The organism is Nonomuraea sp. NPDC003709 (assembly GCF_040610775.1).
GTDB lineage: Bacteria > Actinomycetota > Actinomycetes > Streptosporangiales > Streptosporangiaceae > Nonomuraea > Nonomuraea angiospora_A.
The window spans coordinates 1-24,676 of sequence record NZ_JBEXMW010000057.1 but is presented as its reverse complement, the minus strand read 5'-3'; the positions used below and the strand labels follow the sequence as shown (position 1 = coordinate 24,676).

At 70.8% G+C, this 24,676-nt stretch carries 24 protein-coding genes; 15 read left to right on the top strand and 9 right to left on the bottom strand.

Going from position 1 to position 24,676, the window contains the following annotated elements:
• Positions 1 to 20 precede the first annotated feature (20 nt).
• The gene (locus ABZX61_RS64500) at positions 21 to 779 is read left to right on the top strand and encodes a methyltransferase domain-containing protein (RefSeq protein WP_355212848.1); all 759 of its coding nucleotides are present in this window, start codon (positions 21 to 23) and stop codon (positions 777 to 779) included.
• On the opposite strand, the gene ABZX61_RS64495 is transcribed toward ABZX61_RS64500, so the two are convergent.
• Positions 771 to 1,922 carry an FAD/NAD(P)-binding oxidoreductase gene (locus tag ABZX61_RS64495; RefSeq protein ID WP_355212846.1) on the bottom strand — a complete coding sequence of 384 codons (1,152 nt, stop codon included), beginning with the start codon at positions 1,920 to 1,922 and terminating at the stop codon, positions 771 to 773. The genes ABZX61_RS64500 and ABZX61_RS64495 overlap by 9 nt on opposite strands.
• A 152-nt stretch (positions 1,923 to 2,074) precedes the next feature.
• On the opposite strand from ABZX61_RS64495, the gene ABZX61_RS64490 reads away from it, so the two are divergent.
• The 5 genes from ABZX61_RS64490 to ABZX61_RS64470 all read left to right on the top strand — a co-directional run bounded on the left by ABZX61_RS64490 (position 2,075) and on the right by ABZX61_RS64470 (position 5,865).
• Positions 2,075 to 2,284, top strand: coding sequence for a heavy metal-associated domain-containing protein (locus ABZX61_RS64490; protein WP_355212845.1), 210 nt, complete (start codon positions 2,075 to 2,077; stop codon positions 2,282 to 2,284).
• Positions 2,285 to 2,526: 242 nt separating this feature from the next.
• Positions 2,527 to 3,321: a transporter substrate-binding domain-containing protein gene (locus ABZX61_RS64485; protein ID WP_355212843.1), complete on the top strand. Its 795-nt coding sequence runs from the start codon at positions 2,527 to 2,529 to the stop codon at positions 3,319 to 3,321.
• A complete protein-coding gene (locus ABZX61_RS64480; RefSeq protein WP_355212841.1) occupies positions 3,321 to 3,968 on the top strand; it encodes an amino acid ABC transporter permease in 648 nt (215 codons plus the stop codon). The genes ABZX61_RS64485 and ABZX61_RS64480 overlap by 1 nt, the downstream gene beginning before the upstream one ends.
• Positions 3,965 to 4,702: an amino acid ABC transporter ATP-binding protein gene (locus ABZX61_RS64475; RefSeq protein WP_355212839.1), complete on the top strand. Its 738-nt coding sequence runs from the start codon at positions 3,965 to 3,967 to the stop codon at positions 4,700 to 4,702. Before ABZX61_RS64480 ends, ABZX61_RS64475 begins: the two co-directional genes overlap by 4 nt.
• Positions 4,699 to 5,865, top strand: coding sequence for an aminotransferase class V-fold PLP-dependent enzyme (locus ABZX61_RS64470; RefSeq protein WP_355212838.1), 1,167 nt, complete (start codon positions 4,699 to 4,701; stop codon positions 5,863 to 5,865). The genes ABZX61_RS64475 and ABZX61_RS64470 overlap by 4 nt, the downstream gene beginning before the upstream one ends.
• Positions 5,866 to 5,905: 40 nt before the next feature.
• Here the strand turns inward: ABZX61_RS64470 and ABZX61_RS64465 are convergent, their stop codons facing one another.
• A complete protein-coding gene (locus ABZX61_RS64465; RefSeq protein ID WP_355212836.1) occupies positions 5,906 to 7,282 on the bottom strand; it encodes an MFS transporter in 1,377 nt (458 codons plus the stop codon).
• A gap of 168 nt (positions 7,283 to 7,450) precedes the next feature.
• A complete protein-coding gene (locus tag ABZX61_RS64460; protein WP_355212835.1) occupies positions 7,451 to 8,362 on the bottom strand; it encodes a LysR family transcriptional regulator in 912 nt (303 codons plus the stop codon).
• Positions 8,363 to 8,567: 205 nt separating this feature from the next.
• On the opposite strand from ABZX61_RS64460, the gene ABZX61_RS64455 reads away from it, so the two are divergent.
• The 5 genes from ABZX61_RS64455 to ABZX61_RS64435 are packed head-to-tail and all read left to right on the top strand — an operon-like array spanning position 8,568 to position 14,292.
• Positions 8,568 to 10,985, top strand: a complete 2,418-nt coding sequence (locus tag ABZX61_RS64455) for a CoA transferase (protein WP_355212834.1) — start codon at positions 8,568 to 8,570, stop codon at positions 10,983 to 10,985.
• Complete coding sequence (locus tag ABZX61_RS64450) at positions 10,978 to 11,766, top strand: crotonase/enoyl-CoA hydratase family protein (RefSeq protein WP_355212832.1); 789 nt, start codon at positions 10,978 to 10,980, stop codon at positions 11,764 to 11,766. The genes ABZX61_RS64455 and ABZX61_RS64450 overlap by 8 nt, the downstream gene beginning before the upstream one ends.
• Complete coding sequence (locus ABZX61_RS64445; protein ID WP_355212830.1) at positions 11,763 to 12,938, top strand: thiolase family protein; 1,176 nt, start codon at positions 11,763 to 11,765, stop codon at positions 12,936 to 12,938. Before ABZX61_RS64450 ends, ABZX61_RS64445 begins: the two co-directional genes overlap by 4 nt.
• Positions 12,939 to 12,948: 10 nt before the next feature.
• Positions 12,949 to 13,329: an OB-fold domain-containing protein gene (locus ABZX61_RS64440; protein ID WP_355212829.1), complete on the top strand. Its 381-nt coding sequence runs from the start codon at positions 12,949 to 12,951 to the stop codon at positions 13,327 to 13,329.
• 51 nt (positions 13,330 to 13,380) lie between these two features.
• A complete protein-coding gene (locus ABZX61_RS64435; RefSeq protein ID WP_350742685.1) occupies positions 13,381 to 14,292 on the top strand; it encodes a LysR family transcriptional regulator in 912 nt (303 codons plus the stop codon).
• Between the two features lie 42 nt (positions 14,293 to 14,334).
• Here the strand turns inward: ABZX61_RS64435 and ABZX61_RS64430 are convergent, their stop codons facing one another.
• The 4 genes from ABZX61_RS64430 to ABZX61_RS64415 form a co-directional block, all read right to left on the bottom strand.
• Positions 14,335 to 15,924 carry an NAD(P)/FAD-dependent oxidoreductase gene (locus ABZX61_RS64430; protein WP_355212827.1) on the bottom strand — a complete coding sequence of 530 codons (1,590 nt, stop codon included), beginning with the start codon at positions 15,922 to 15,924 and terminating at the stop codon, positions 14,335 to 14,337.
• Positions 15,921 to 16,835, bottom strand: a complete 915-nt coding sequence (locus ABZX61_RS64425) for an alpha/beta hydrolase (RefSeq protein WP_355212825.1) — start codon at positions 16,833 to 16,835, stop codon at positions 15,921 to 15,923. Before ABZX61_RS64425 ends, ABZX61_RS64430 begins: the two co-directional genes overlap by 4 nt.
• A 185-nt stretch (positions 16,836 to 17,020) precedes the next feature.
• Positions 17,021 to 17,431: a cupin domain-containing protein gene (locus ABZX61_RS64420; RefSeq protein ID WP_350742691.1), complete on the bottom strand. Its 411-nt coding sequence runs from the start codon at positions 17,429 to 17,431 to the stop codon at positions 17,021 to 17,023.
• A gap of 79 nt (positions 17,432 to 17,510) precedes the next feature.
• Positions 17,511 to 18,428 (bottom strand): type II CAAX endopeptidase family protein, encoded by a 918-nt coding sequence (locus ABZX61_RS64415; RefSeq protein ID WP_355212823.1) that lies wholly within the window; start codon positions 18,426 to 18,428, stop codon positions 17,511 to 17,513.
• A gap of 257 nt (positions 18,429 to 18,685) precedes the next feature.
• On the opposite strand from ABZX61_RS64415, the gene ABZX61_RS64410 reads away from it, so the two are divergent.
• From ABZX61_RS64410 to ABZX61_RS64400, 3 genes are read left to right on the top strand one after another with little or no spacing between them, the layout of a single operon-like run.
• Entirely contained in the window at positions 18,686 to 19,642 is a 957-nt protein-coding gene (locus ABZX61_RS64410; protein ID WP_355212821.1) for a D-alanine--D-alanine ligase family protein, read from the top strand.
• Positions 19,643 to 19,647: 5 nt separating this feature from the next.
• Positions 19,648 to 21,024, top strand: a complete 1,377-nt coding sequence (gene murF / locus ABZX61_RS64405) for a UDP-N-acetylmuramoyl-tripeptide--D-alanyl-D-alanine ligase (RefSeq protein WP_355212861.1) — start codon at positions 19,648 to 19,650, stop codon at positions 21,022 to 21,024.
• 29 nt (positions 21,025 to 21,053) lie between these two features.
• Positions 21,054 to 21,746 carry an aspartate/glutamate racemase family protein gene (locus tag ABZX61_RS64400; protein WP_355212819.1) on the top strand — a complete coding sequence of 231 codons (693 nt, stop codon included), beginning with the start codon at positions 21,054 to 21,056 and terminating at the stop codon, positions 21,744 to 21,746.
• A gap of 31 nt (positions 21,747 to 21,777) precedes the next feature.
• Here ABZX61_RS64400 and ABZX61_RS64395 read toward each other — a convergent pair whose 3' ends face one another.
• Together ABZX61_RS64395 and ABZX61_RS64390 are read right to left on the bottom strand one after the other, a co-directional pair.
• On the bottom strand, positions 21,778 to 23,718 hold the full coding sequence (locus ABZX61_RS64395) for an ATP-binding protein (RefSeq protein ID WP_355212818.1): 1,941 nt from the start codon (positions 23,716 to 23,718) through the stop codon (positions 21,778 to 21,780).
• 92 nt (positions 23,719 to 23,810) lie between these two features.
• Positions 23,811 to 24,014: a hypothetical protein gene (locus ABZX61_RS64390; RefSeq protein WP_355212817.1), complete on the bottom strand. Its 204-nt coding sequence runs from the start codon at positions 24,012 to 24,014 to the stop codon at positions 23,811 to 23,813.
• Positions 24,015 to 24,205: 191 nt separating this feature from the next.
• Between ABZX61_RS64390 and ABZX61_RS64385 the strand changes: the two genes are divergently transcribed.
• Positions 24,206 to 24,676, top strand: a 471-nt coding sequence (locus tag ABZX61_RS64385; protein ID WP_355212815.1) for a response regulator transcription factor, incomplete at its 3' end; no start/stop codon positions are given.

The window sequence follows — 24,676 nt, the reverse complement described above, 5'->3', positions numbered from 1 at the left end:
TAAGTCGCATGCTGGCCCACATGTCCAAAGACAACAACTCGATGGAATCACTCATCAAGCTGCTCGACGTCGCCGACGCGTTGCCCGGGGCCGTGGCATTGCGCACGCGCTCGTACGATCTGCTCACCCTTCCGGACGGCGGGGCCGTGGTGGATGTCGGCTGCGGCGCGGGCCGCGCGGTCGAGGAACTCGCGGAGCGCGGGATGAGCTCGATCGGCGTGGACGTCAGCGAGGAGATGATCGCGGCGGCCCGCCATCGCCGGCCGCATGCGGACTTCCGGATCGGCGACGCGTTCGACCTGCCGCTCGACGACGGGCAGGTCGCCGGGTACCGAGCCGACAAGGTCTTTCACGAGCTCGCCGACGCGGCCAAGGCGCTGGAGGAGGCGAAGCGGGTGCTGGCTCCGGGCGGGCGTATCGTGCTCGTCGGGCAGGACTGGGACGCCTTCATCATCGACTCCGATGACCCGGTGCTCACCCGGGCCATCGTGCACGCGCGCGCCGACCTGGTCCCGAATCCCCGTTCGGCTCGCCGCTACCGCAACCTGCTGCTCGACGCGGGGTTCCAGGACGTCCAGGTGGAGGCACACCTGGGCGTCTTCACCGACACGGCCATGCTGCCCATGCTCACCGGCATCGCGGAGGGAGCACGCGCCGCCGGAGCCATCACCCATGAGCAGGAAGCGGCGTGGGTGAGCGATCAGAGGACGCGCGCCCAGGTGGGACGCATGTTCCTGGCGTTGCCCATCTTCGTGGCGTCAGCTTCGCGATCACGGTGATGGAGGCATCTCGCGTGCCGTGATCGCCCGCTTGAGCTTGATCAGGTCCCTGGGAGAGTTGACGGCGACGGCGCCGACCGGCACGCCGTCCCGCGTGAAGGCCACGGCGAAGCGGTCTTCTTCGGGGGAGCCGGTGGCGATGCTCGCCGAGTCGGCGAGGTGCGGCAGTCCGGCGGTCTGGATGCGGGCGCCATGCACATGGGTGGCGAAGTTCGGCACGTCCACGAAGGGTTGCGCGTTCTCCGCCCCGGCCAGCAGGTTACGGGCGGCGACCGCGCCTTGCTCGTTGGCGTTGGACCAGTGCTCGATGCGTACCGTCTCCCCGCCGAAGTGGGTGTGCGGCCAGCGTGCGACATCCCCCGCGGCCACGATGTCTGTCGAGCCGGTCGCGAACAGCGTCGGCTCGCACAGCACGCCGTCGTCCACGGCCAGGCCGCTGCCGTCCAGCCATTCGGTGTTCGGCAGCACGCCCATGCCGCCGACGACCAGGTCCGCGACGACGGTGCGGCCGTCGCTGAGCCGGACTCGGCCACCGTCCACGGCGGTGACCCGGACGTTCGTGATGAGCTCGACGCCGTTGCGCTCGTGGTGCGCGGCCAGCCAGCGCGCTGCCTCCTCGCCCAGCCCGGCGTGCATGGGGTACGGCGCGGAGTCGATCAGGGTGACCTTCCGGCCGAGCTGCCGTGCCGTCGAGGCCACCTCGCCGCCGATGAACCCGCCGCCGATGACCAGCACGTGCTCGTGTCCCGAGTCGAGCTTCGCGCGCAGCGCCAGCGCGTCGTCGATGGTGCGCAGGGTGTGCACCCCGTCGAGCCGCCGCGGGCGCGCGCCGCTGGCGATGACGAGCCCGTCGTGGCCGAGCTCGGTGCCGTCGTCGAGGGTGACCGTCCGGTTCCGGGTGTCGAGGTGTACGGCCTTGCGCCCGCGCAGCCACTGGTCGTCGAGCTCTTCCGCGCCCGGGAGTGTGACGTCGTCGTCGCCGTGCAGCACGCTCTTCGACAGGGGCGGGCGGTTGTACGGCACATGCGTCTCGGCGCCGACCAGCGTGATCTCGCCCGCGAAGCCCTCCCGGCGCAGTGTCTGCACGGCCCGCAGCCCTGCCAGCGAAGCGCCGACAACGGTGATCTTGTTAAGCCTGCTCATGCGACGACCATACCTATGGGGGGTATATAGGCCGCAACGTGACATAGATCTCATATACCCCTAGCCCGTATGGCTTGTCTCGACGGTGAGCGCGGCGTACGGTCTCCTGTGAAATATACCTGGTAGGGGTATAAAGGGAAGGGGATGCCGCAATGAGCACGAACACGTACAAGGTGTCGGGAATGACGTGTGGCGGTTGTGCCGGCAAGGTGAAGACCGAGATCGGCAAGATTGCCGGGGTCTCCTCGGTGGAGGTCGAGCTGGCGACCGGGCAGGTCACCGTCGCCTCGGACGGTCCGCTCGACGACGCGGAGATCAGGAACGCCGTCGAAGAGATCGGTTACGAAGTGGTCGCCGGCTGAACGCCGGGGTGCTGCCGGGTGAGCGAGTCACGCAGGCCGCCCGGCGGCGCCAGGCGGGTCGATGAGCATGGACGCCGTTCGGCGATCGGGGGCGAACGCTGCCTTTCTGTAGGGGCACGGCACAAATGGCACACTTCGGTTTGTCCGAAAGTTACCCCTCGGGGGTACTTGACGAAGTGTCCGGGCCGGAGAGACCGTTGGCGGAAGGCAAGTACCCCCTAGAGGTATGAAGGGATCGCGCCATGATCCGCTCCTCACTCCTCGTCGTGTTAGTCGTCGCAGTCGCCGGATGCGGATCCGGCCAGGCCAAGGGCGATCTCCTCCAGCGTGTCAAAGCCGCGGGGGTGATCCGGGTGGCGCAGACCCAGGCCAACCCGCCGTGGAACTTCCTGGAGAACGGCAAGCCCGCGGGCTATGACGTGGATGTGGCCAACGAGCTGGCAAAGCGGCTCGGGGTCGCCAAGGTCGAGTTCGTCCCGTCGAACTTCCAGAGTTTCATCGCCGGGGTTCAGGCCGGCAGGTTCGACGCGGTGATCTCGGGCCAGACCATCACCGACGAGCGCAAGGAGCAGGTCGACTTCTCCCGTCCGTACGAGGTGAACGGCATCTCGATCTTCGTGGCCGGCGCCGACACGTCCATCAACGGCGTGGCTGACCTCAAGGGCAAGAAGCTCGCGGTGACCGCGGGCACGACCCAGGCCGCGTTCGCCAAGAAGTCGATCCCGGACGCCGACATCAAGACCTACGACAACGCGACCCTGGGCCTGACCGAGGTCGGCAGGGGCCGCGCCGACGCCGCCCTCGTCTCCCGCTTCCAGGGCGCCTTCCTGGCGCAGAAGAACAGCCTGGCGGTCAAGCCGGCGGGCCCGCTGCTGGAGTCGGAGGTCAACGGCATCTCCTTCGCCAAGGGCTCGACGGCCTTCAAGCAGGCCGTGGACCAGGCCCTGGGCGACATGATCTCCGACGGGACGCTGAGCGCGATCTCCAAGAAGTGGCTCGGCGGCCTCGACATGGCCGAGCAGCTCAAGGGGGTCTGATGGATCTCCTGATCGACTTCCTGCCCGACCTGCTCACCGGTCTCGGTGTCACCATCGTGCTGGGCGTGATCTCGTTCGTCCTCGGCAGCGTGCTGGGCGCCTTGGTGACGCTCGCCCGCATCTCCTCCAGCCGCGTGCTGCGGGCGCTGGCCGCCGCCTATGTGTCGGTGTTCCGTGGGACGCCGCTGCTCATCCAGATCATGATCATCTATTTCGGGCTGCCGCAGCTCGGGCTCGAGATCCCGCCCATCCCGTCCGCGATCATCGCCTTCACCCTGTTCAGCGCCGCCTACCTGAGCGAGAACTTCCGCGCCGGGATCCTGGGCGTGGACCGGGGCCAGTGGGAGGCGGCCGCCTCGATGGCCATGCCGTACTGGAGGACCCTGCGCAGGATCATCTTCCCGCAGGCGATCAGGATCGCGACCCCGGCCGTGGGGAGCCGGTTCGTCGCGCTGATGAAGGACACCTCGCTCGCCTCGGCGGTCACCGTCGTCGAGCTGACCCGGGTGGCCGAGGGCATCGGCACCTCGACCTTCCGCTACATGGAGGCGCTGCTGCTGGTCGGCCTCCTGTACTGGATGGTCAACACCCTGCTGCAGATCGGCCAGCAGGCGCTGGAGAAGCGGATGAGGAGGGCCTACGCATGATCACTGTTCGTGGGCTTCACAAACGATTCGGTGACCTGGAAGTGCTCAAAGGTGTCGATCTGGACGTCCAGCATGGTGAAGTGGTGGTGGTCATGGGGCCGTCCGGCTCGGGCAAGACCACGCTGATCCGCTGCCTGAACCTGCTGGAGGAGCCGGAGCGGGGCACGATCGGCGTGTGCGGCGCCGAAGTGACCTGCGGCGCGCGCCTGCCGGCCAGAAAGGTGCGCGAACTGCGCCGCCGTACGGCCATGGTCTTCCAGCAGTTCAATCTGTTCCCGCACCTGACTGCGCTGCAGAACGTCATGGAGGGCCCGGTCTCCGTACGGCGGGTTCCCCGCGCCCAGGCGGCGGCCCGAGGGCGGGAGCTGCTGGCCCGGGTGGGGCTGGAGGACAAGTGCGACTGCTACCCGGCGAAGCTGTCGGGCGGGCAGAAGCAGCGGGTCGCGATCGCCCGGGCGCTGGCCATGGAGCCCGAGGTGATCCTGTTCGACGAGCCCACCTCGGCGCTCGACCCCGAGTTGCACGCGGAGGTGCTCCAGGTGATGCGCGAGCTCGCGCGGGAAGGGATGACGATGGTGGTGGTGACACACGAGACCGCGTTCGCGCGGGAGGTGGCCGACCGGGTCGTCTTCATGGACGGCGGCACGGTGATCGAGCAGGGGCCGCCGTCGAGCTTCTTCACCACGCCCGATCATCCCCGGGTCCGGGCCTTCCTGCGGCTGGTGGCCTCGTGATCGACGTCGCCGCGGCACGGGCACTGACGCCCGGTGTCGGACATGTCGCGCATTTCAACAACGCGGGCTCCGCGCTGCCGTCGAGCGGCGTGCTGTCCACCGTCATCGACCACCTGCGGCTGGAAGCGGAAACAGGCGGCTATGAAGCGGCGGCGCAGGCCGCCGACCGGCTCGCCGCCATCTACACCTCCGCGGCCCGCCTGCTGAACTGCGCGCCGGACGAGATCGCGCTCGTCGACAGTGCGACCCGCGGGTGGGACCTGGCCTTCTACGCGGTGCCGTGGCAGGCCGGCGACCGTGTTCTGACCAGCAAGGCCGAGTACGCCAGCAACTTCATCGCCTACCTCCAGATCGCCGAGCGCTTCGGGGTGCAGGTGGACGTGGTGCCCAACGACGGGCTCGGCCAGATCTCCGTCGACGCGCTGCGCCGGATGGCCGACGAGCGCGTCCGGCTCATCTCGATCACACACGTCCCGACCAACGGCGGCCTGGTCAATCCGGCGGCCGAGGTGGGCAAGGTGGCGGCGGAGGTCGGCGCGCTGTTCCTGCTGGACGCCTGCCAGTCGGTCGGCCAGCTGCCGATCGACGTCGAGGTGATCGGCTGCGACCTGCTGTCCACGACCGGCCGCAAGTATCTGCGTGCTCCGCGCGGCACGGGGCTGCTCTACGTGCGGCGTACCGCGCTCGACCGGCTCGACCCGCCCTTCCTCGACCTGCACGGCGCCCGCTGGGTGGCGCCGTCGCGCTACGAGGTGCAGCCGGGCGCGCGCCGCTTCGAGAACTGGGAGTACGGCGTGGCCGCCCGGCTCGGGCTGGGCGCGGCCATCGACGAGGCGCTCGCCTGGGGGCCCGAGAACATCCGGGACCGGGTCTACGCTCTGGCGGATCACCTGCGGGGGCGGCTGACGGAGCTGCCCGGCTGCCGGGTTCGCGATCAAGGGGCCGAACGGTGCGGCATCGTCACCTTCACCCTGGACGGCGAACCCGCTGAGGAGATCAAGAAACGGCTGGCCGGCCGATCGATCAATGTCAGCGTCTCACGGGCTCCGTCGACGCTCCTGGACATGACCGATCGGGGCCTGTCGTCGGTGGTGCGGGCCTCCGTTCACTACTACAACACCGAGGAGGAGGTGGATCGGCTCCTCGAGGAGCTGTCGGATTGACCTGACCGGCCGGCTCCGCCCGGGCGCTCTCGGGCGGACGTCAGGCGGCGATCTCCGTCAGCGAACGGTCCCGGGTGCGGACGCCGAGACGGATGATGCCGGCCGCGATCACGAGCAGGCCCACCATCACGAACGACGCCGGCCGGGCCCCGAAGGCGGTCAGGACGGGCAGCACCACGAGGGGCGCGACCGCGCCGCCCAGGTGGCCGACCCCGTCCGCGATGGCCGACGCCGTGCCCCGCGCCCGGGTGGGGAACACCTCCGCCGTGTAGGTGTAGGCGGGGGTGGCCATGAAGGCGATGCCGAACGAGCTGAACAGCGCCCCGACGGTGGCGACCGTCTCGCCCAGGTCGAGGGTGATGAGCAGCAGCGAGGCCGCGAACACCAGCGTGCCGATGATGACCATGGTGCGGCGTTCCATCCGCTCCACCAGCAGCACGGCGGCCAGGCCGGACACCAGCGGCATGGCGCGGGTGAGCACGCTGACCAGGACCGCGTCGGAGGTCGAGATGCCGATGCCCTCGAGGATGAGCGGCAGGTAGCTGGCGTAGCCGTACATGGCGACGTAGAAGGCGAACCAGAAGCCGAGCACGATGAGCATCCGGCTCTGGTACGGGGGCCGGAACAGGGCCCGGACCGGCAGCCTGTCGTCAGCGGCGGCGGCGTTCTCGGCGGCGTCGGGGACGGAGACGGTGCCGCCCGGGGGCAGGCCCACGCGGGATTCCATCCGGCGGACGATGCGGTCGGCCTCGGCGGAACGGCCCATCGCGACCAGCCAGCGCGGCGACTCCACCAGCGCCTTGTCGTTGATCAGCGGCAGCACCAGGAGCACCAGGCCGCCGAAGGCGAGCAGGTACCGCCACCCGCTGGAGGAGGCGGCCAGCACCTGCAGCGACGCGAACCCGATCACCAGGAGGAGCACGGTCCCCACCATGTAGAGGCGTGACAGGTAGCCGCCGCGCTGGTGCTTGGGCGCCAGCTCGCCGATGTAGGCCGAGCAGAGCGCGAGGACCGCACCCATGCCGCACCCGGTCAGGAACCGGAAGAACGTCAGCGACCACACGTCCCACGAGAACGCCGTGAGGAATCCGCCGAGGCCGAGCGCGGCGATGGTCAGCGCGAGGCCCTTCTGCCGGCCGTGCCGGTCGGCGACGTGCCCGAACGCGTACGCGCCGACGCAGTAGCCGACGAGGTTCCACGTGACCGGGTACCCCAGCTCGGCTCCCGCCAGCCCGAGCTCGTCCCGCATGGAGGGCAGCGTGATGGTGAGGACGGAGATGTCGTAGTTGGCGAAGAAGAAGCAGAGCATGAGCGCGAACCATGCGGCGCGGCTGAGCCCGACCTTCGCCATGGCGTCGATGCGGGCATCGATGTTGCCGGCCGACACGGACACGGGCGAGGGGGGTGTCTGAGACATCGTGGCCTCCTAGGGGGTAGCGCAAAGGCACCGCTGCGGCACGGGCGGCGAACGCCTCACAAAGGCCTCACGTAGCGGTGTGCGTGGAACCGTAAGCAGGCCGCACCGCCGGTGACCATTGCGCTTTCGCGCACGTGCACGTACGCGAATCCGCAACGTGCCCCGCCGTCAGAGGGTGAGGCGGCGCCCGGCCCACTCCTGGCGTGCCACGTGGACGAGCTCCCGGACGGCGTCGTCCTGCCCCGCCCGGGACCGGTTCCAGGCCACGCCGAGCAGGAAGTCCAGGTCGTCGCGGAGGGGGACGACCGCGAAGGCCGGGTCGTCGTAGACCCGGGCGCTGCCGCCGTTGCGCGGGTCGATCGTCAGCGTGATCCCGCCGTCGCGGCGGATGCGGCTGGCCAGCATGACCGCGTCGTTGTCCGGCATCCGGTGGAACGAGGTGATGCCGGCGTTCTTCAGCCGCTCGTGGAACAGGTTGACCGCCACCGGCTGGGGCGTGGGCGGGCCGATGGTCAAGGTGCGGTGCGCGAGGTCCCTCAAGGTCAGCTCGGAGGCGGTGGCCAGCGGGTCGTCGGCCCGCATCGCCACGGAGAACAGGTAGCGGGCCACTACCAGGCTGTCGAGCCGGGGCCGGTCCAGCGGCAGGTGGACGAGGGCCGCGTCGAGCTCACCGCGCTCCAGGGCCGGCAGCAGCTCGGCGGACGGCCCTATCGTCGCTTCGACCGTGTGGGAGGGGAGCGCCTGCCCGGCCAGGGCCAGGAAGCGGTCCATCACCGCCGGCGGGCACAGGTGGGTGCCGCCCACGCGCGCCACCTGTCTTCTGGCACCCTCCTTGATCACGTCCTTCAGGCCGTCAAGCTGCTCCAGGATGTCGCGTACCCGGCCCGCCAGGAGCGCGCCGTCGGCGGTGAGCTCGACCTGGTGGTAGCGGCGGACGAACAGGTCGACGCCCAGCTCCCGTTCGAGCTCCTTGACGGAGCGGCTGACCGGCGAGGGCGTCAGGTGCAGCCGCTCCGCGGCGCGACCGAAATGGAGCTCCTCGGCGACCGCGAGGAAGCACCGAAGCTGCTGTACGTCCATGACCTGGAGTTTCGTGATGGTCGGTGCCGCACGTCAACCGCGCACGTTGCCGATTGGGACGCGTGCCACGTTGCCGATTCGGACGTTTTCAGCCCGGAACCGTCGTGGCAGTCTCACCTCAGGAACCTGTCCCCGACGATCCGCGGGACAGGTCATGTCCGGCGTACTCCGCACCCGCCCGCCACACACAGTGGGGTGATTCACCATGCCCGCAACCGGGGATCTTCCCCTCGCCGGTCTCCGTGTCATCGACCTGGCCGACGGCAAGGCCGAGATGTGCGGCCGGTTCCTGGCCGACCTCGGAGCCGACGTCATCCGCGTCGAGCCTCCGGGAGGCGCGCCGACCCGCCGGCGGGAGCCGCTCCACGACGGCGTGAGCCTCTACTTCGCCACGCACAACGCCGGCAAACGCGGCATCACCCTGGACCTGCACGACCCCGCCGGCCGCGACCGGCTGCTCGGCCTGGCCGCCGGGGCCGACTTCCTCATCGAGACCGAACGGCCCGGCACCCTCGACGGGCTCGGCCTCGGCGCGGACGCGCTGCTCGCGCGCAACCCCGCGCTCGTCGTCGTCTCGATCACCGACTTCGGGCAGAGCGGCCCGTACCGGGACTGGGCCGGCACCGACTGGACGCACCTGGCGCTCGGCGGTGTGCTGTCGCGATCCGGCATCCCCGGCCGCGAGCCGGTCGTGCCGCCGGGCCCGCTGGCGTACGAGTCGGCCGCCGTCCAGGCCGCGTGGGCGGGCCTGCTGGCGTACACGAACAGGCTCGAGACCGGACGCGGCGACCACGTCGACTGCTCGGTGTACGAGATGACCGCGCAGGTCCTGGACCCGGGCTTCGGCATCGGCGGCTCGGCCACCGGCGGCGTGCCGGCCACGGCACTGCCGCGCGGCCGCCCCGACGCGGGCAGTCTCTACCCGATCTTCCCGTGCGCGGATGGATATGTACGGATCTGCGTGCTGGCCAAGCGGCAGTGGCGGGGGATGTTCGGCTGGCTGGGGGAGCCCGAGGAGTTCGCCGACCCCAAGTACGACACCCTCGCGGGCCGCTACGGCGCGACCGAGCGGCTGCACGCGTTGATCGCCGACCTGTTCAAGGAGAGGACCAGGGACGAGCTCGTCGCCCAGGGCCAGGAGCGCGGCGTGCCGATCGCGTCGCTGCTCGCCCCCGGGGAGGTGCTCGCCGGCCCGCACTTCCGCGCACGAGGAGGACTGGTCGACGCCGAGATCGCGCCGGGCCTGACCGGCCGGCTGCCGTCCGGGTACGTCGAGCTGGACGGCGTACGGGCCGGATTCCGCGGCCGGGCCCCCGAAGCCGGGGAGCACGACGACGAGGTCTTCGCCGAGACGCCGCCGGCCACCCCTCCGGCCCCGGCCGATGGCGCGCCCCGGCGGCGGCCACTCGACGGGCTCCGCGTGCTGGACCTGGGCGTCATCGTGGTCGGCGCGGAGCTCGGCCGGCTGCTCGCCGACCAGGGCGCCGAAGTCATCAAGATCGAGAGCCGGGCCTACCCCGACGGCAGCCGGCAGTCGCTGACCGGCGAGGCCATCAGCGCCGGCTTCGCCTGGGGTCACCGCAACAAGCTCAGCGCCGGGATCAACCTCCGCTCGCCCGAAGGGCTGGAGCTCTTCAAACGGCTCGCCGCGGCCTCCGACGTGATCCTGTCCAACTTCAAGCCCGGCACGCTGGAGTCGCTGGGGCTCGGCTACGACGTCATCAGCGAGCTCAACCCCCGGATCGTCATGGCCGACAGCAGCGCCCTGGGCCCGACCGGGCCGTGGAGCCGCCGCATGGGGTACGGCCCCCTCGTACGCGCCTCCACCGGGCTGACCGGGCTCTGGCGTGACACCGGCGTCGAGGCGGGGTTCTGCGACGGCATCACCATTTATCCGGACCATCTCGCCGCACGGGTCGGCGCCGTCGCCGTGCTGGCCATGCTGATCCGGCGGCGGCGTACCGGGAAGGGCGGCACGGTCAGCGTCTCCCAGGCCGAGACCATCCTCACCCAGCTGTCCACGAGCCTGCTGCGCGAGTCCCTGGAGCCCGGCTCCTTCACCACCCACGGCAACAGCGGCGAATGGGACGCCCCCCAGGGCCTCTACCCGTGCGCCGGCGACGACGAGTGGTGCGTGGTGAGCGTCGAGGACGACGAGCAGTGGCGGAGCCTGTGCGGCGTCATCGGCCGCGCCGACCTGCTCGCCGACGCGCGGCTCGCCACCGCCGCGGGCCGCCGCGCGCACCGCGGGCTCGTCGACGCCGCCGTGACCGCGTGGACGTCGGACACCCCGCCCCGCGAGGTCATGGAGCGGCTGCAGGCGGCGGGCGTGCCGGCCGGGGCGATGCAGCGGGTGATCGAGTACCTCGACGATCCCCAGCTCGCCGCCCGCGGCTTCCTGCGCGAGATGCGCCACCCGCACATCGGGCACGCCATGCGGACCGAGAACGGCCCGGCGACCTTCGGCGGGCTGGCCGACCCCGAGCTGCGCCCGGCGCCGCTGGCGGGGGAGCACACCCGGACGGTGGCCGCGAAGCTGCTCGGCCTGGCCGAACCGGAGATCCAGGCGCTCATCGAGGCGGGCGTACTGGACGAACCAGCTGAAGGAGTTGACCATGGGTGAGCCCGCCGCGCTCGTCGAGCGCCGCGACCACACGATGTTGATCACATTCAACCGGCCCGAGGCGCGCAACGCGGTGAACGGGGCCCTGACCCGCGCCGTCGGCGAAGCCCTGGACGAGGCCGACGCCGACACCGGGATCCGGGCCGTGGTGCTGACCGGGGCCGGGGACAAGGCGTTCTGCGCCGGTGCCGACCTCAAGGAGGTGGCCCGCGGGGAGTTCTCCACCGAAGGGGTCAAACCGCACTGGGGCTTCGCCGGGTGCGTGACGCATCCGATCGCCAAGCCCGTCATCGCCGCCGTCAACGGGTTCGCGCTCGGCGGCGGCACCGAGATCGCCCTGTGGGCCGACCTGGTGGTGGCCGCCGAGAGCGCCCGGTTCGGTCTTCCCGAGGTCAAGCGCGGCATCATCGCCGGCGCGGGCGGCGCGTTCCGGCTGGCCGCGCAGCTGCCGGTCAAGGTGGCCATGGAGATCCTGCTGACCGGCGAGCCCGTGACCGCCGCCGAGGCCCTGCGGCTCGGCCTGGTCAACCGGGTCGTGCCGCAGGACCAGGTGGTGCCCGCCGCGCTCGCCCTGGCCGAGACGATCGCCGCCAACGCGCCGCTCGCCGTACAGGCCGGCAAGCGGATCGCGCGGGGCATCGCGGACGGCACGGTCGCCTCGGAACAGGCCGCCTGGGAGCGGACCGCCGCCGAGGGCGCCGCGATCATGCGCTCGGCGGACGCGCAGGAAGGGCCGCGCGCCTTCGCCGAGAAGCGCGCCCCCGTCTGGGAGGGCCGATGACCATGACGATCAACAGGGCGCCCGTGATCGCCGGTCTCGGCATCACCGAGATGGGCAAGGTCTACGGCAGGACCGCCCCGGAGTTCGCCGCCGAGGCCGTCCGGCTCGCCGCCGCCGACGCCGGGATCGACCTGCACGAGGTGGACGGGCTGCTGACCAACACCGGCATCACCGGCGACGTCGGCCTGGGCCTCCAGCGCGACCTCGGGCTGCGCCACCTGCGCCTGCTGTCGGAGGTGCAGGCGTACGGCTCGTCCGCCGGAGCCATGGTCCAGTACGCCGCCATGGCCGTGATGTCCGGCATGGCCGACATCGTGGCCTGCGTCTTCGCCGACGCTCCGCTGAAGGACAAGTCGGCAGGGGGCGGCGCCGCCTACGCCGCCGCGGGCCGGCGGCCGACCGGCTGGCAGGGCCTGACCGCCGCTTCGGGCATCTACAGCGCCAACACCATGTACGCGCTGGCCGCCCGCAGACACATGCGGACGTACGGCACCACGAGCGACCAGCTCGGCCACATCGCCGTCGCCCAGCGCGCCTGGGCGGCCGGGAACCCCCTGGCCCAGCTGCGCGACCCGATCACCATCGAGGACCACCAGAGCTCCAGGTGGATCGCGGAGCCGTTCCACCTGCTCGACTGCTGCCTGGTCAGCAACGGCGGCGTCGCGGTCCTCGTCACCTCCGCCGACCGGGCCGCCGGGCTCGCGCAGCCCGCCGTCCACCTCCGCGGCTGGGGCCAGGCGCACCCGGGGTACGTCATGGGCAGGGACAGCGAGTTCGGCCTGGTCAGTGGCGCGGCCCTGTCGGGTCCCACGGCGCTGAAGATGGCCGGGATCACGATCGCCGACATCGACGTGGCCGAGCTGTACGACTGCTACACCTACACCGCGCTCATCTCGCTGGAGGACTACGGTTTCTGCGCCAAGGGCGAGGGCGGGCCCTTCGTGGCGAGCGGCGTGCTCGGACCGGAGGGGAGCCTGGCCGTGAACACCGGCGGCGGCCAGCTCTCCTCCTACTACATGTGGGGCATGACTCCGCTGTCCGAAGCCGTCATCCAGGCCCGCGGCCACGGCGGCGACCGCCAGGCGCCGCGCAACGACATGGTGCTGGTCAGCGGCAACGGCGGCATCCTCGACCATCACTCCACCCTGATCCTCAGCCCGCACGCCCGTTAGGAGCACGCCGATGCCTGTGGGAATCGTCCACCGCGACGCGGCCACCGCCGCGTTCTTCGACGGCACCGCCCGTGGCGAACTGCTGATCCGGCGCTGCGGCGCCTGCGGCGCCCACTCCGCGCCGCAGGCGCGCACGTGCCCGCAGTGCGCCTCGCCCGAGCCGTCCTGGACGGCCGCGGCCGGAACGGGCGTGGTGGTGAGCTGGTCCGTGGTGCACCCCAAGGGCGGGCCGCCGTTCGTGGTCGGGATCGTCGAGCTGGACGAGGAGCCGTGGATCCAGGGCCGGATCGTCGAGGTCGCGCCTGAGGACGTGTACGGCGGCATGCGCGTACGCGTCGCCTTCGAGCGGGCCGAAGGGGGAGAGGCGGTCCCCGTGTTCCACCCGGCGTGAGCCTGCGCGGGGGCTCGTCGTGGGCCCGCGCAGGGCCGATACCCTGGCCGGGTGGACATCCAGCAGCTCCGCTACTTCATGGTCGTGGCAGAAGAGCTCCACTTCGGCCGCGCCGCCGAGCGGCTGCACGTGACGTCCTCCCCGCTCAGCCGGCGCATCCGCGAGCTGGAGAAGGAGCTCGGCCACGACCTGTTCGACCGGCGCTACCACCAGGTCGAGCTGACCTCCTTCGGGCGGACGTTCCTCGATCCCGCCCGCGACGTCCTGGCCCGCTTCGACGCGCTGGCCGAGCTGGCCGCCGGGGCCGCCCCACCGCCGGCGGTCGTGCGCGTGGGGGCCACGCCGCTCGCCCCCACCCAGGTCCTGGACCTGGTCCTGGAGACGTTCGCGGAGGTCAGCCCGGGGACCGAGCTCCCGGTGACCCTGGAGCCGTCCGCGGGGCTGCTCGGCCTGCTGGCGGCGCGCAAGCTGGACATCGCCGTCGTCCACCTGCCCGTGGACGCCGGCGGCCTCGGCAGCCTCGCACTCGCGGAGTACCGCTTCGCGGTCGCCATGCGCGCCGACGACCCTCTCGCCGGCCGTCCCAGGCTCACCCTCGCCGACCTCACCGACCGGCAGATGCTGCTCACCTCGCACAAGGTGCACCCGCTGGTGATGAACGGGCTCCGCGACCACCTGCGCGCGGGCGGCGTCACCCAGATCCGTGAGCTGCCGCACAACGACGCGGTCCAGGTCGCCGCACACGTCACTCATTCCAGAGCCCTGTCGCTGACCACGCTCAGCACCATCTCGGGCCGCATCTTCGGCGAGGCGGGCCTCGTCCTCGTGCCGCTGCACGATCCGGATCTCCACTTCCGGCTCGGCGTCGTCTGGCCTGCGAACGCGGAAGCGCGCGGCGGCCCGATCGCGAAAGTCCTCGACGCTCTGCGCGCGCGTCACGGCGACCCCCTCGTCATCCTCTGAGGACGTTCGCGAGGCGACCGGGGCGACAGGGCTCCTCTGCGGTCAGCCGGAGAGCACGAACCCCGGGTAGCCGTCCGCCGTGACCTGGTCGCATTTCTGCCGGTACGCGCCGACGCCGCCGACGTACGGCATGAACACCCGGGGCTTGCCCGGGATGTTGGCGCCCAGATACCAGGAGTTGGCGCGCATGTAGAGCGTGCGGGCGGCGACCTCGTTCACGTGGTCGACCCAGGCGTCCTCGGCCGGCGGGTCGGCGTCGATGGTGGCGATGCCGCCGGCCCGCAGCCGCTCCACGCAGTCGGCGATCCAGTCGACGTGCTGCTCGATGGAGACCATCATGTTGCTGAGCACGGACGGGCTGCCGGGCCCGGTGATGGTGAACATGTTGGGGAAGCCCGCCGTCATCAGCCCCAGGTACGTACGCGGCCCGGCCTCCCACTTGCGCCGCAGCGACAGGCCGTCCCTGCCGGTGATGTCGATGCCGAGCAGCGGACCGGTCATGGCGTCGTAGCCGGTGGCGTACACGATCATGTCGGCGGCGTACTCGGCGTCGGCGGTGCGCACGCCGGTCGGGGTGATCTCCTCGATCGGCGCGGCACGCACGTCGACCAGGGTCACGTCGGGGCGGTTGTAGGTGGCGTAGTAGCCGGTGTCGATGCAGATCCGCTTGGTGCCGATGGGATGGTCCCTGGGCGCCAGCAGCTCGGCCACCCGCGGATCCGTGACGATCTCGCGGATCTTCTCACGGACGAACTCGGCGCTGATCTCGTTGGCCGCCGGATCGATCGCGGTGTCGCCGTAGGCGCCGAGGAAGCCCACGCCACCCTTGGCCCAGCGGGTCTCGAACTCCCGCAGCCGATCCTCCTCCGTCGCCTCCAGCGCCGACGCGGTGTTGGAGGTGCCCATGACGCCGGAGGCGGAGGTGCGCATGCCGGCGCGGAGCTCGGCGTAGTTGGCCTTCACCCACTGCGCGTACTCCGGCTCCATGGGCCGGTTCCAGGCCGGCAGGCTGTAGTTGGCGGTGCGCTGGAACACCGTCACGTGCGCCGCCGGCTCGGCGATCACCGGGATGGCCTGGATGCCGGAGGAGCCGGTGCCGATGACGGCGACCCGCTGCCCGGTGAAGTCCACGCCCTCGTGCGGCCACCGCCCGGTGTGGTGGCTGGGCCCCAGGAAGGAGCCGGCACCGGGGAAGTCGGGTATCCGGGCCGCCGACAGGCAGCCCACGGCGGTGATGAGGTACGTCGCCGACACGTGGTCGCCGCGGTCGGTCTCCACGCGCCACAGGTTCGCGCTCTCGTCGTAGCCGGCGCGGGTCACCCGGGTCTCGAACTGGATGTCCCGGCGCAGGTCGAAGCGGTCGGCGACGTGATTGGCGTAGAGCAGGATCTCCGGCTGGGACGGGTAGCGCTCGCTCCACTCCCACTCCTGCTGGAGCTCCTCGTCGAAGGAGTAGGAGTACTGCATGCTCTCGACGTCGCAGCGGGCGCCCGGGTAGCGGTTCCAGTACCAGGTGCCGCCGACGCCGTCGCCGGTCTCGAAGACGCGGACGGTCAGGCCCAGGCCGCGCAGCTTGTGCAGCATGTACATGCCGGCGAAGCCCGCGCCCACGACGACGGCGTCGTACCTCATCGCAGGCTCCCGTCGATCGCCTCGACGACCATGGTGATCGCCGCCGCGCTGCCCGGCAGCACGTTCACCATCGTGAAGAAGACATGCATCTGGCCCTCGAACCGCTTGAACAGCACCGGGACGCCGGCCTCGCGCAGCCGCCGCGCGTACGCCTCGCCCTCGTCCCGCAGCACGTCGTGCTCGGCGGTCAGCACGACGGCCGGCGGCAGGCCCGACAGGTCCCGGGCCCGCAGCGGGGAGGCGTCCGGGTTCGCCCGGGTGGCCGGGTCGGGCGCGTAGTGGTCCCAGAACCAGATCATGCTGTCGCGGCTCAGCATGAGCTGGTTGGCCGGGTCGGTGTAGGAGGCGGTGTCCAGGTCGTGGTCGGTCACCGGGTAGACGAGGACCTGCAGCGCGGTGGCGGGGCCGCCCTCGTCGCGGCTGCGCTGGGCCACGACGGCCGACAGGTTGCCGCCCGCGCTGTCCCCGGCCACGATGATCGGCAGGTCCGGCTCCTTCGCGGCGGCCCAGCACAGCGCGTCGTAGGCGTCGCGGGCCGCCACGGGATACCGGTGCTCGGGGGCGAGCCGGTAGTCGACCAGGACGACGGCGCAGCCCGTCCGGTGCGCCAGCGTCCGTCCCAAGGTGTCGAACTCGTCGAGCGCGCCGATGACCCAGCCGCCACCGTGGTAGTACACGATCACCGCTCTCGGGTCCTCCACCGGGACCAGCACGCGTGCGCCGAACGATCCGCCGTCCGCCGCCTGGATCACCGCTTCCTCCACGCGGGCCATCTCCGGGCCCTTGCCGTACAGGTCGCCGAGCGCGCCGCCCATGGCGCGCGCCTCCTCGGGTGTCATCTCGTGCAGCGGCTTGCCGCCTGCTTCGCTCATCTGCTTGAGGAACTGGGCCGTCGCGTCGTCAAGGGACATGGAAGGTCACCTCACCGGGGCCATGGAGTGATCGGCATCACTTCGACTCAAGCACCGCGACGCCACCAGGTCCACACGCGGCCAGGCTGATCGGTGGCCGGCCGGCCACCGATCAGCCTGGCCGCGAGCCGAACGAGGCCGGCGGGACCATGGGCGCCGAGCCGGCAGACCTGTCCGCCGTCACGTCACGGCCGGGCGACCCGTAGGTGTCGTCGTTCGGCCAGCTCCTCCGCGCTGACCAGGGTCAGGATCGGGGCGCCGGGCGGTGCGAACATGGTCACCACCAGCTGCGACTGCGCGTCCGGAAGGTTGTTGCCGCCCTGGAGGTGGATCACGTCGCCGCCGGGCTCGAACAGGGCGTCACCGGCCTTGAGCACCCGGGGCGGCTGCCCCTCCAGCTCGAAGAGGATCTCGCCCTGGGTCACGTAGCCGAAGAGCGGCCCAGGGTGGCGGTGCGGCGGCGCGCCGGGGTCACCGGGCGGCAGGGTGACCCTGACGGTCCTGGCCTCGGCGCCGGCCGGGATCCGGGCCGCCGCCTCCGGCAGGGTCGTGATCACCTCGACGCCTGGGGGCAGGTGGGCGTGCTCAGCACTCATGTCTTCCTCCATCCGAATGGGGACTGTTCAGAGTGAGGACAAGACGGCCGCCCCGTTTGTGACAGCCCCCCACGGTCGTTCAGTTCTGCTGTGCGGGTTCCTCGGCCGGGCGGTAACCGAGGCGGCCGCGGGTCGCGATGAGGACCAGGATCGCTGCCGTGGCGCCCGCGAGCAGGGTGACCTGACTCGCCTGCTCGGCGGTGGCGATCGACGGGAACATGTCCGAGTAGGCGAGTGACATGAAGTTGTTGACGCTGACGTGCAGCAGCATGATCAGGGGCAGGCTCTGGCCGGTCCGGTTGAACACCCAGGTGACGACCACGCTGAAGACGCAGGCGAAGGCGATGAACTCGCCGACTCTCAGCCAGGTGACGTCCGGCCACCCGCCCCACTCGCTCAGGAACAGCGGCAGGTGCCAGACGCCCCACAGCGGGCCGAGGACGAGGGTGGCGCCCAGCGGGCCGAACCTGCGCTGAAGGCGGGGGAGGGCGAAGTCGCGCCAGCCGGGCTCTTCCGCCAGACCGGTGGTGACCATCTGGAGCAGCAGCCCGGGCACGTAGGCGGCCAGCACGGCGACCGGCGGCAGGTGGATGTCCTCGTCGGAGACCGCGACTCCGGCGACGATGATGGCGGCGGGAACGCCGAGGGCGGTGACGGCGTACCAGACCCAGTTGACCCGCCACTTGGTCATCCGCCCGATCCACCGGCGGACCCCTTCCCTGCCGTCCGCGACCGCGGTCACGATGAACGCGCCGAAGATGGGGCCGAGGTAGGCGCCTGGAAGGACGCCGGTGAACTGCGTGGTCCCGAGCAGCGAGGGGAAGCTGAAATCCCAGATCCCCAGACCGTTCGCCGAGAGGATGTAGGGCGTCCAGGCGAGCCAGCTCATCAGGTTGGCCAGGACGAAGAAGCTGATCAGCGGACGGCGGCGGATGAAGCCTCGAAGTCCGCTCCGACCCGGATGCTGCTCGGCCCCCGGCCGACTGTCGACTGCCATTTCGATTTTCCTTAGAGGAGCGCTTGACCGACGGCGATCAGCACATCAGCCGCGGGCCCCTCCGGTCGTTCCCGCCTACGCCCCAATGGAGGTATAGCCAGGGGTACGCGATGGAGTCGGTCGTGGCACACCGGGAGTGCGCTTCGGTCAGGAAGTGGACAGCGAATGGGCTGGGAACCGGTCAGGCAGAAGGCCGACACTCGGCGGGCTGGTGCTGCGACAACGAACACCGTGCCACTGAGGAAGGCTGATCGATCGTGACTGAACGCGTACGCGTGGCTGTGCTGGCGGGTGGGCCGTCCGCCGAGCATGAGGTGTCGCTGCAGTCGGCGCAGGCCGTGCTCGATGCTCTGCCGAGGGATCTGTACGAGCCCGTCGCCGTCATCATCGACCGGCAGGGCAGGTGGCCGGTGGAGCTGCGACGCGACCTGGCGGACGTGGTCTTCCCCGTGCTGCACGGGCCGTTCGGCGAGGACGGCGTCGTCCAGGGTCACCTGGAGACGCTGGGCATCCCGTACGTGGGCTGCGGCGTCATGGCCTCCGCCGTGGCCATGAACAAGGTCACGATGCGGCGCATGTTCCTGGCGGAGGACATTCCGGTCACCCCACATGTATGGTTCACCGAGCACGAATGGCGTACCACCACCGACCACTGGGGTCTGGTGAAGTCGCTCGACTGGCCGATGTACGTCAAACCGGCCAGCATGGGCTCCTCCATCGGCATCTCCCGTGTCACCTCCATGGAGGAGTTGCGCGCCGGCGTGGAGCTGGCGCTGGCCTACGACCGGGTGGTCATCGTCGAGCAGGGGGTGACCGCGCGCGAGCTCATCTGCGGCGTGCTCGGCGGCTATGACACCCCGGATGCCTCGGTGCCCGGCGAGCTCATCGTGCCCGGTGACTGGCTCGACTACGAGGCCAAGTACCTCAGCCGGGCCGAGATCGCCGCCATTCCCGCCGTGCTTCCGGAACGGGTGGCCGAGGACGTGCGCGAGCTGTCCCTGCGCGCCTTCCGGGCGATCGGCGGCTACGGCCTGTCCCGTGTCGACTTCCTCTATGAGGAGGACACGGGACGCCTGTACGTGCTGGAGATCAACACCATGCCCGGCTTCACCTCCCGTTCCGTCTACGCCAGGGCCTGGGCCGCGAGCGGTGTCCCGTACCCGGACCTGCTGCGCCGCCTCATCGACCTCGCGTTCGCCAGGAGCGGCTCGTGATCCCCATGACGCTGAACGAGATCGCGCAGGTCGTCGGCGCGAGCCTGCATGACGTGCGCGACCCGCAGGCGCTGGTGACGGCTCCCTCGGCGGTCGACTCCCGCGAGGTGGTGCCCGGCGGCCTGTTCGCCGCGACGGTCGGCGCCCGCGTCGACGGTCACGACTACGCGGCCGTCGCCGTCGCGGGCGGCGCCGTCGCCGTGCTGGCCGCAAGGCCCGTCGGCGTGCCCGCCCTCGTGGTCGAGGACGTCCAGCTCGCGCTCGGCCTGCTGGCCAGGCACGTGCTCGAACACATCGGCCCGATCGTGATCGGCCTGACCGGCTCCGTGGGCAAGACGACGACCAAGGACCTGCTGGCCCAGGTGCTCGAACGGCACGCCGCGACGGTCGCCACCGACAGGTCGTTCAACAACGAGCTCGGGCTGCCGCTCACCGTGCTGCGTGCCGATGCCACCACCCGGTACCTGGTGCTGGAAATGGGTGCGAGCCGGAAGGGCGACCTGAGATACCTGACCGGGCTCGCACCGCCCCAGGTCGGGCTGGTGCTCAATGTCGGCACCGCACATGCGGAGCGGATGGGAGGCGGGCCGGCCGACGTGGCCGAGGCCAAGGGCGAGCTGGTCGAGGCGCTTGCGGCGGACGGGTTCGCGCTGCTCAACGCCGACGACCCGTACGTCATGGGCATGGCCGGCCGTACCAGGGCCCGGATCCTGCGGTACGGCAGGTCGGCGCGGGCGCAGGTGCGAGCCGAGGACGTGCGGATGACCGACCGCGCGCGAACCGCGTTCGAGCTGGTGACGCCCTCCGGTCGCGCCCCGGTCGAGCTCGACCTCATAGGCGAGCACCAGGTGAGCAACGCCCTGGCCGCAGCCGCCGTCGCCACCGCACTCGGCCTGGGCGTCGCCGAGATCGCCGACGGGCTGAACGCCGCGCGGCGGCGCTCCGCGGGCCGGCTGGAGATCGTCGAACGACCCGACGGCATCACTGTCGTCGACGACGCCTACAACGCCAACCCCGAATCCATGCGGGCCGGGCTGCGGGCGGCCAAGGCCCTGGCCGGCACCCGTCGTACCGTCGCCGTGCTCGGCGCGATGGGGCAGCAGGCGGACGCCTCCCGCGCCCGGCACGCGGAGATGGGCCGGCTCGTCGCCGACCTCCGCTTCGACGTGCTGATCGCGGTCGGAGCAGGGGATCCGCTCGCGATGGCGGAGGCAGCGCAGTCCTCGAATCAGGGTGTGGCCGTCCACACCGCCGAGGACGTGGCCGGGGCCCTCAGGCTGGCCACCGCGCTGCTCGAACCGGGAGACGTGGTGTTCGTCAAGGCCTCCAGCGAGATCGGGCTCGGTGCCTGCGCCCGTGCGCTGGCAGCGCCGACCTGTTGACCGCTCCTTTGCTGAATGAACGGAGTTCCATGCGCACCATCGGTCTCATCGGCGGGTTGAGCTGGGAATCGACGGTGATCTACTACCAGATCATCAACCAGCGGGTACGCGAGCGACTCGGCGGCAGCCATTCCGCCAACAGCCTCATATGGTCGGTCGACTACACGACCGTCGAGGACCTCATCTTCGCCGACCGCTGGGACGAGGTGAGTACGTTGCTGACCGAGGCGGGCAGGAAACTGGAGGATATCGGCGCCGGGCTCCTGCTCGTCTGCAGCAACACCTTCAGCCGGGTGAGCGACGACGTGGAACGGGCCGTGAGCGTGCCCGTGCTGCACATCGCCGACGTCGTGGGCGCCGAGATCCGCGCCAGGGGCATGCGCAAGGTCGGTCTGCTGGGCACTCGCTTCACCATGGAGCAGCCCTTCTACCGGGACCGGCTGGCCGCCCACGGCTTCGACGTGGTCGTCCCGCGGCGTGAGCAGCGGGAACTGGTCCATCACGTGATATTTGACGAACTGGTGCGCGGGGCGCTCCGGGAATCGTCCAGGGACGCGTACGCCCGGATCATCGATGATTTCGCGGACGACGGCGCTGAAGGCGTCATCCTCGGCTGTACGGAGATCGAGCTGCTGATCAGTGAGAAGGACAGCGCCATCCCGGTGCTGCCGAGCGCTCGGCTGCACGCAGAGGCGGCGGCCGGCCTCGCGCTTGCCGGCTGACACACCCTCGGTCGCGGCACGATGTGGCGGCTCAGGTGGACCGGTACGCCGGTGCGTCGGCGCCATACAGCTCCCGGTGCCACAGGCCGGCGCAGACGCGTTCGATGCCGGCCGCCAGGTGGCGGCGGTAGGTGGTGAAAGGGAGGCCGAGTCGTTCCGCGGCCAGCTCCTGGGTGGGCGTGCCGCGCAGGAACGTGACGGACAGCGCCCGGTGGGACTTGACCGAGCGCGGATCCTCACGCAGGTCGTCGATCGCCTGGCGGAGCAGGTCACCCAATGCCGTGGCCGGGCTCTGCCCGGCCCGCTCGGCGATCAGCCTGGTGCGCGTCAGCGGGGAAGCGGCCAGCGCGTCCAGCCGAGACAACTGGCGCAACGCCTTGCGAACGGCTTCGGCGAACTCCGCCCGGGACAGCACCGCCAGCTCCGACGTCGCGGCAGGCCCCGCGTGGAGCGGTCGGTTCATCCGCTCCAGCCACGCCCGCGGCGGCACCGCGCGCCAGTCATGAACGAACAGGCCGTACGCGTCGTCCCCCCGTTGTGGCTGCTCGGCGATGTCACGCATCCCGTACTGCCGCCGTAAATGCTTCGCACGCCGTATCTCGATATATGACCATGCCATCCGCTCGGACCGCAGACAATTGCCGATCACCCGCCACCGGATCAGATCCATCACCGGCGAGTTCCCCCGATACGGCGGCAGCGCCCACAGCCGGCTGACCGCCAGATGTTCACCGGCGCGCAACGGCGTGGTGGCACGCGCATGCGCCCACGCCCTGGCCACGATGGGATCGGCCGCAAGCTCCTCCTCATCCGGTTCCGCCAACCGCAACCACGCGGAGAAAGCCACGGGCTCGCCGGTTTCGGTCCGCCGATACAGCCGGAACGCCTCCGGCTGACGTTCCGCCCAGAAGGCGGCGCAGCCCGCACCCTCCGCCGCCACCCGGAGCAACGTGCCGACGTCCTCCTCCCGCAACACCTCTTCCTGGAACTCGTCGTGGCGGCCACGGAAATCGGCCGGCGCCCCGTTGTCGCGATGCAGGTGGAGCAGCGCCGCCACCACGCCGGGCACGTCCACGTCGTTCGCCGTGCGCACCCGCTCCGCCAGCTGCGCGTGAATGCGGTCGTGCATCGCCGCGTACCCCTCGGGATCCCGCCACCGCAGGTCCGCCTCCAGCAGCTCCCGCACCACGTCATGCGGAAACAGCCCGCGGCTGCTCGACTCCACGAACGGCAACCGCCGCAACCACCGGAACAACCTCCCGGCGTCGTCCGGCAAGGCCGCCCGCAGCAGGTCCTCCGTCGTCGTGTACGCATGCGCGCAGATCTCCAGTGCATGCCGGTGCGCCGCCGAAGGCAGCTCGCCCACCAGCTGATCCAGCAACGTGGCCACCACGTCCTGATGCGGCATCCACCGCCGGCCGGCCCCGCCGTCCTTCACCGCCACGGCCGCCCCCAGCAGCAGCGCCAGCGGATGACCACCGGCGAAGGCCAGCAGCGGCTCGCGCAACTCGGCCGGCACCCCGGAGGAGTCCATCAGGGCCTGCGCGTCTCCGGCCCGCAGGTCGCGCAGCGGCAGCACCTCCAGCGCCCCCGCCCATCCCGGATCCGCCTGCCATCGCATATCCGGCGGGTTCCGCCCCGCGATCACCACCAGCGCCCCCATGGGCACCCGCGGCAGGAACCGCTCGCGCAGCCATCCCTCCAACCCCTGAATGCGTTCGAAGTCGTCGACCAGCAGCACCGCGTCCGCATCGCGAAGCACCAGCCCGGCCTCGGACGCCGCCGGGTCCAACATGCGCCTGTCCACCATGGACACCGGCCGCCCCGCCACCTCGGCCTCGTGAGCGAACCGCCGCAACAGAGCCGACTTCCCGATGCCGCCGGGACCGTGCACGTACAGAACGCTGCAGCCGCCGCCGTACAACGCCGCGTTGAAGACCGCGAGCTCTTCCTCCCGCCCCACGAACGCCATCTCGCGCGCTGCTTGCAGACGCCATCCCAGCAAGCCGGACTTGTTGTCACTCCCCGATGACATACCCTGGCCCTCTCCGAACGCCCGGTCGATCATGAGCTCCCGTTCTCGATGTCGTAGCCCACGCCGGGGTGGGGCCGTCGTCGTGGTGGCCTGCCGCGGCGGCGCACCTCTTCGCGGGCCTGGCCGGGGCGGCGGAGGAACGCCGCGGGTAGCAGGAGCACGGCCAGCACCAGCGTGACCACGGCATAGAGCCGGTCTCGGGGCCGAAGGGGGATGGTGCGTGGTTCGTCCATGACGAACTACGATTGGCGCCGAATGTGCGCGCGTTGTCCGCCCGATGTCACCGTTTGTCGACGGCGGCGAGTACCGGCGTGATCGTGACACAACGATGACATGGCGCGGACGAGGTGGGGACACGGCCGGTCGACAGTGGATGGGGTGGATCGGCGGGCAAGTTACGGAGCGTGCTGTGGTAGGCGGCGGCGTGGCGCGGGTGTTGTTGATCGAGGATGACCCGGCTGTGCGGGAGGGTCTTGAGCTGGCCCTGAGTCGGCATGGGCATCGGGTGAGCGCGGTGGAGTCCGGTGAGCTGGGGCTGGAGCGGCTGCGTGCGCATCTTCCCGATGTTGTGGTGCTTGATCTGATGTTGCCGGGGATGGACGGGTTCGAGGTGTGCCGTCGTATCCGGGCTGTCGGGCAGGTGCCGATCATCATGGTGACCGCGCGGGGTGATGACATGGATGTGGTGGCCGGGTTGGAGGCGGGTGCCGACGATTATGTGGTCAAGCCGGTGCAGCCCAGGGTGTTGGAGGCGCGTATTCGTGCGGTGTTGCGGCGGATCGGCCGGGATCAGGCGGAGTTGGAGCGGTATGGGGAGTTGACCATTGATCGGGCCGGGTTGGTGGTCGCCAGCCGTGGGGTGCCGGTGGGTCTGGCTCCGACCGAGTTGCGGTTG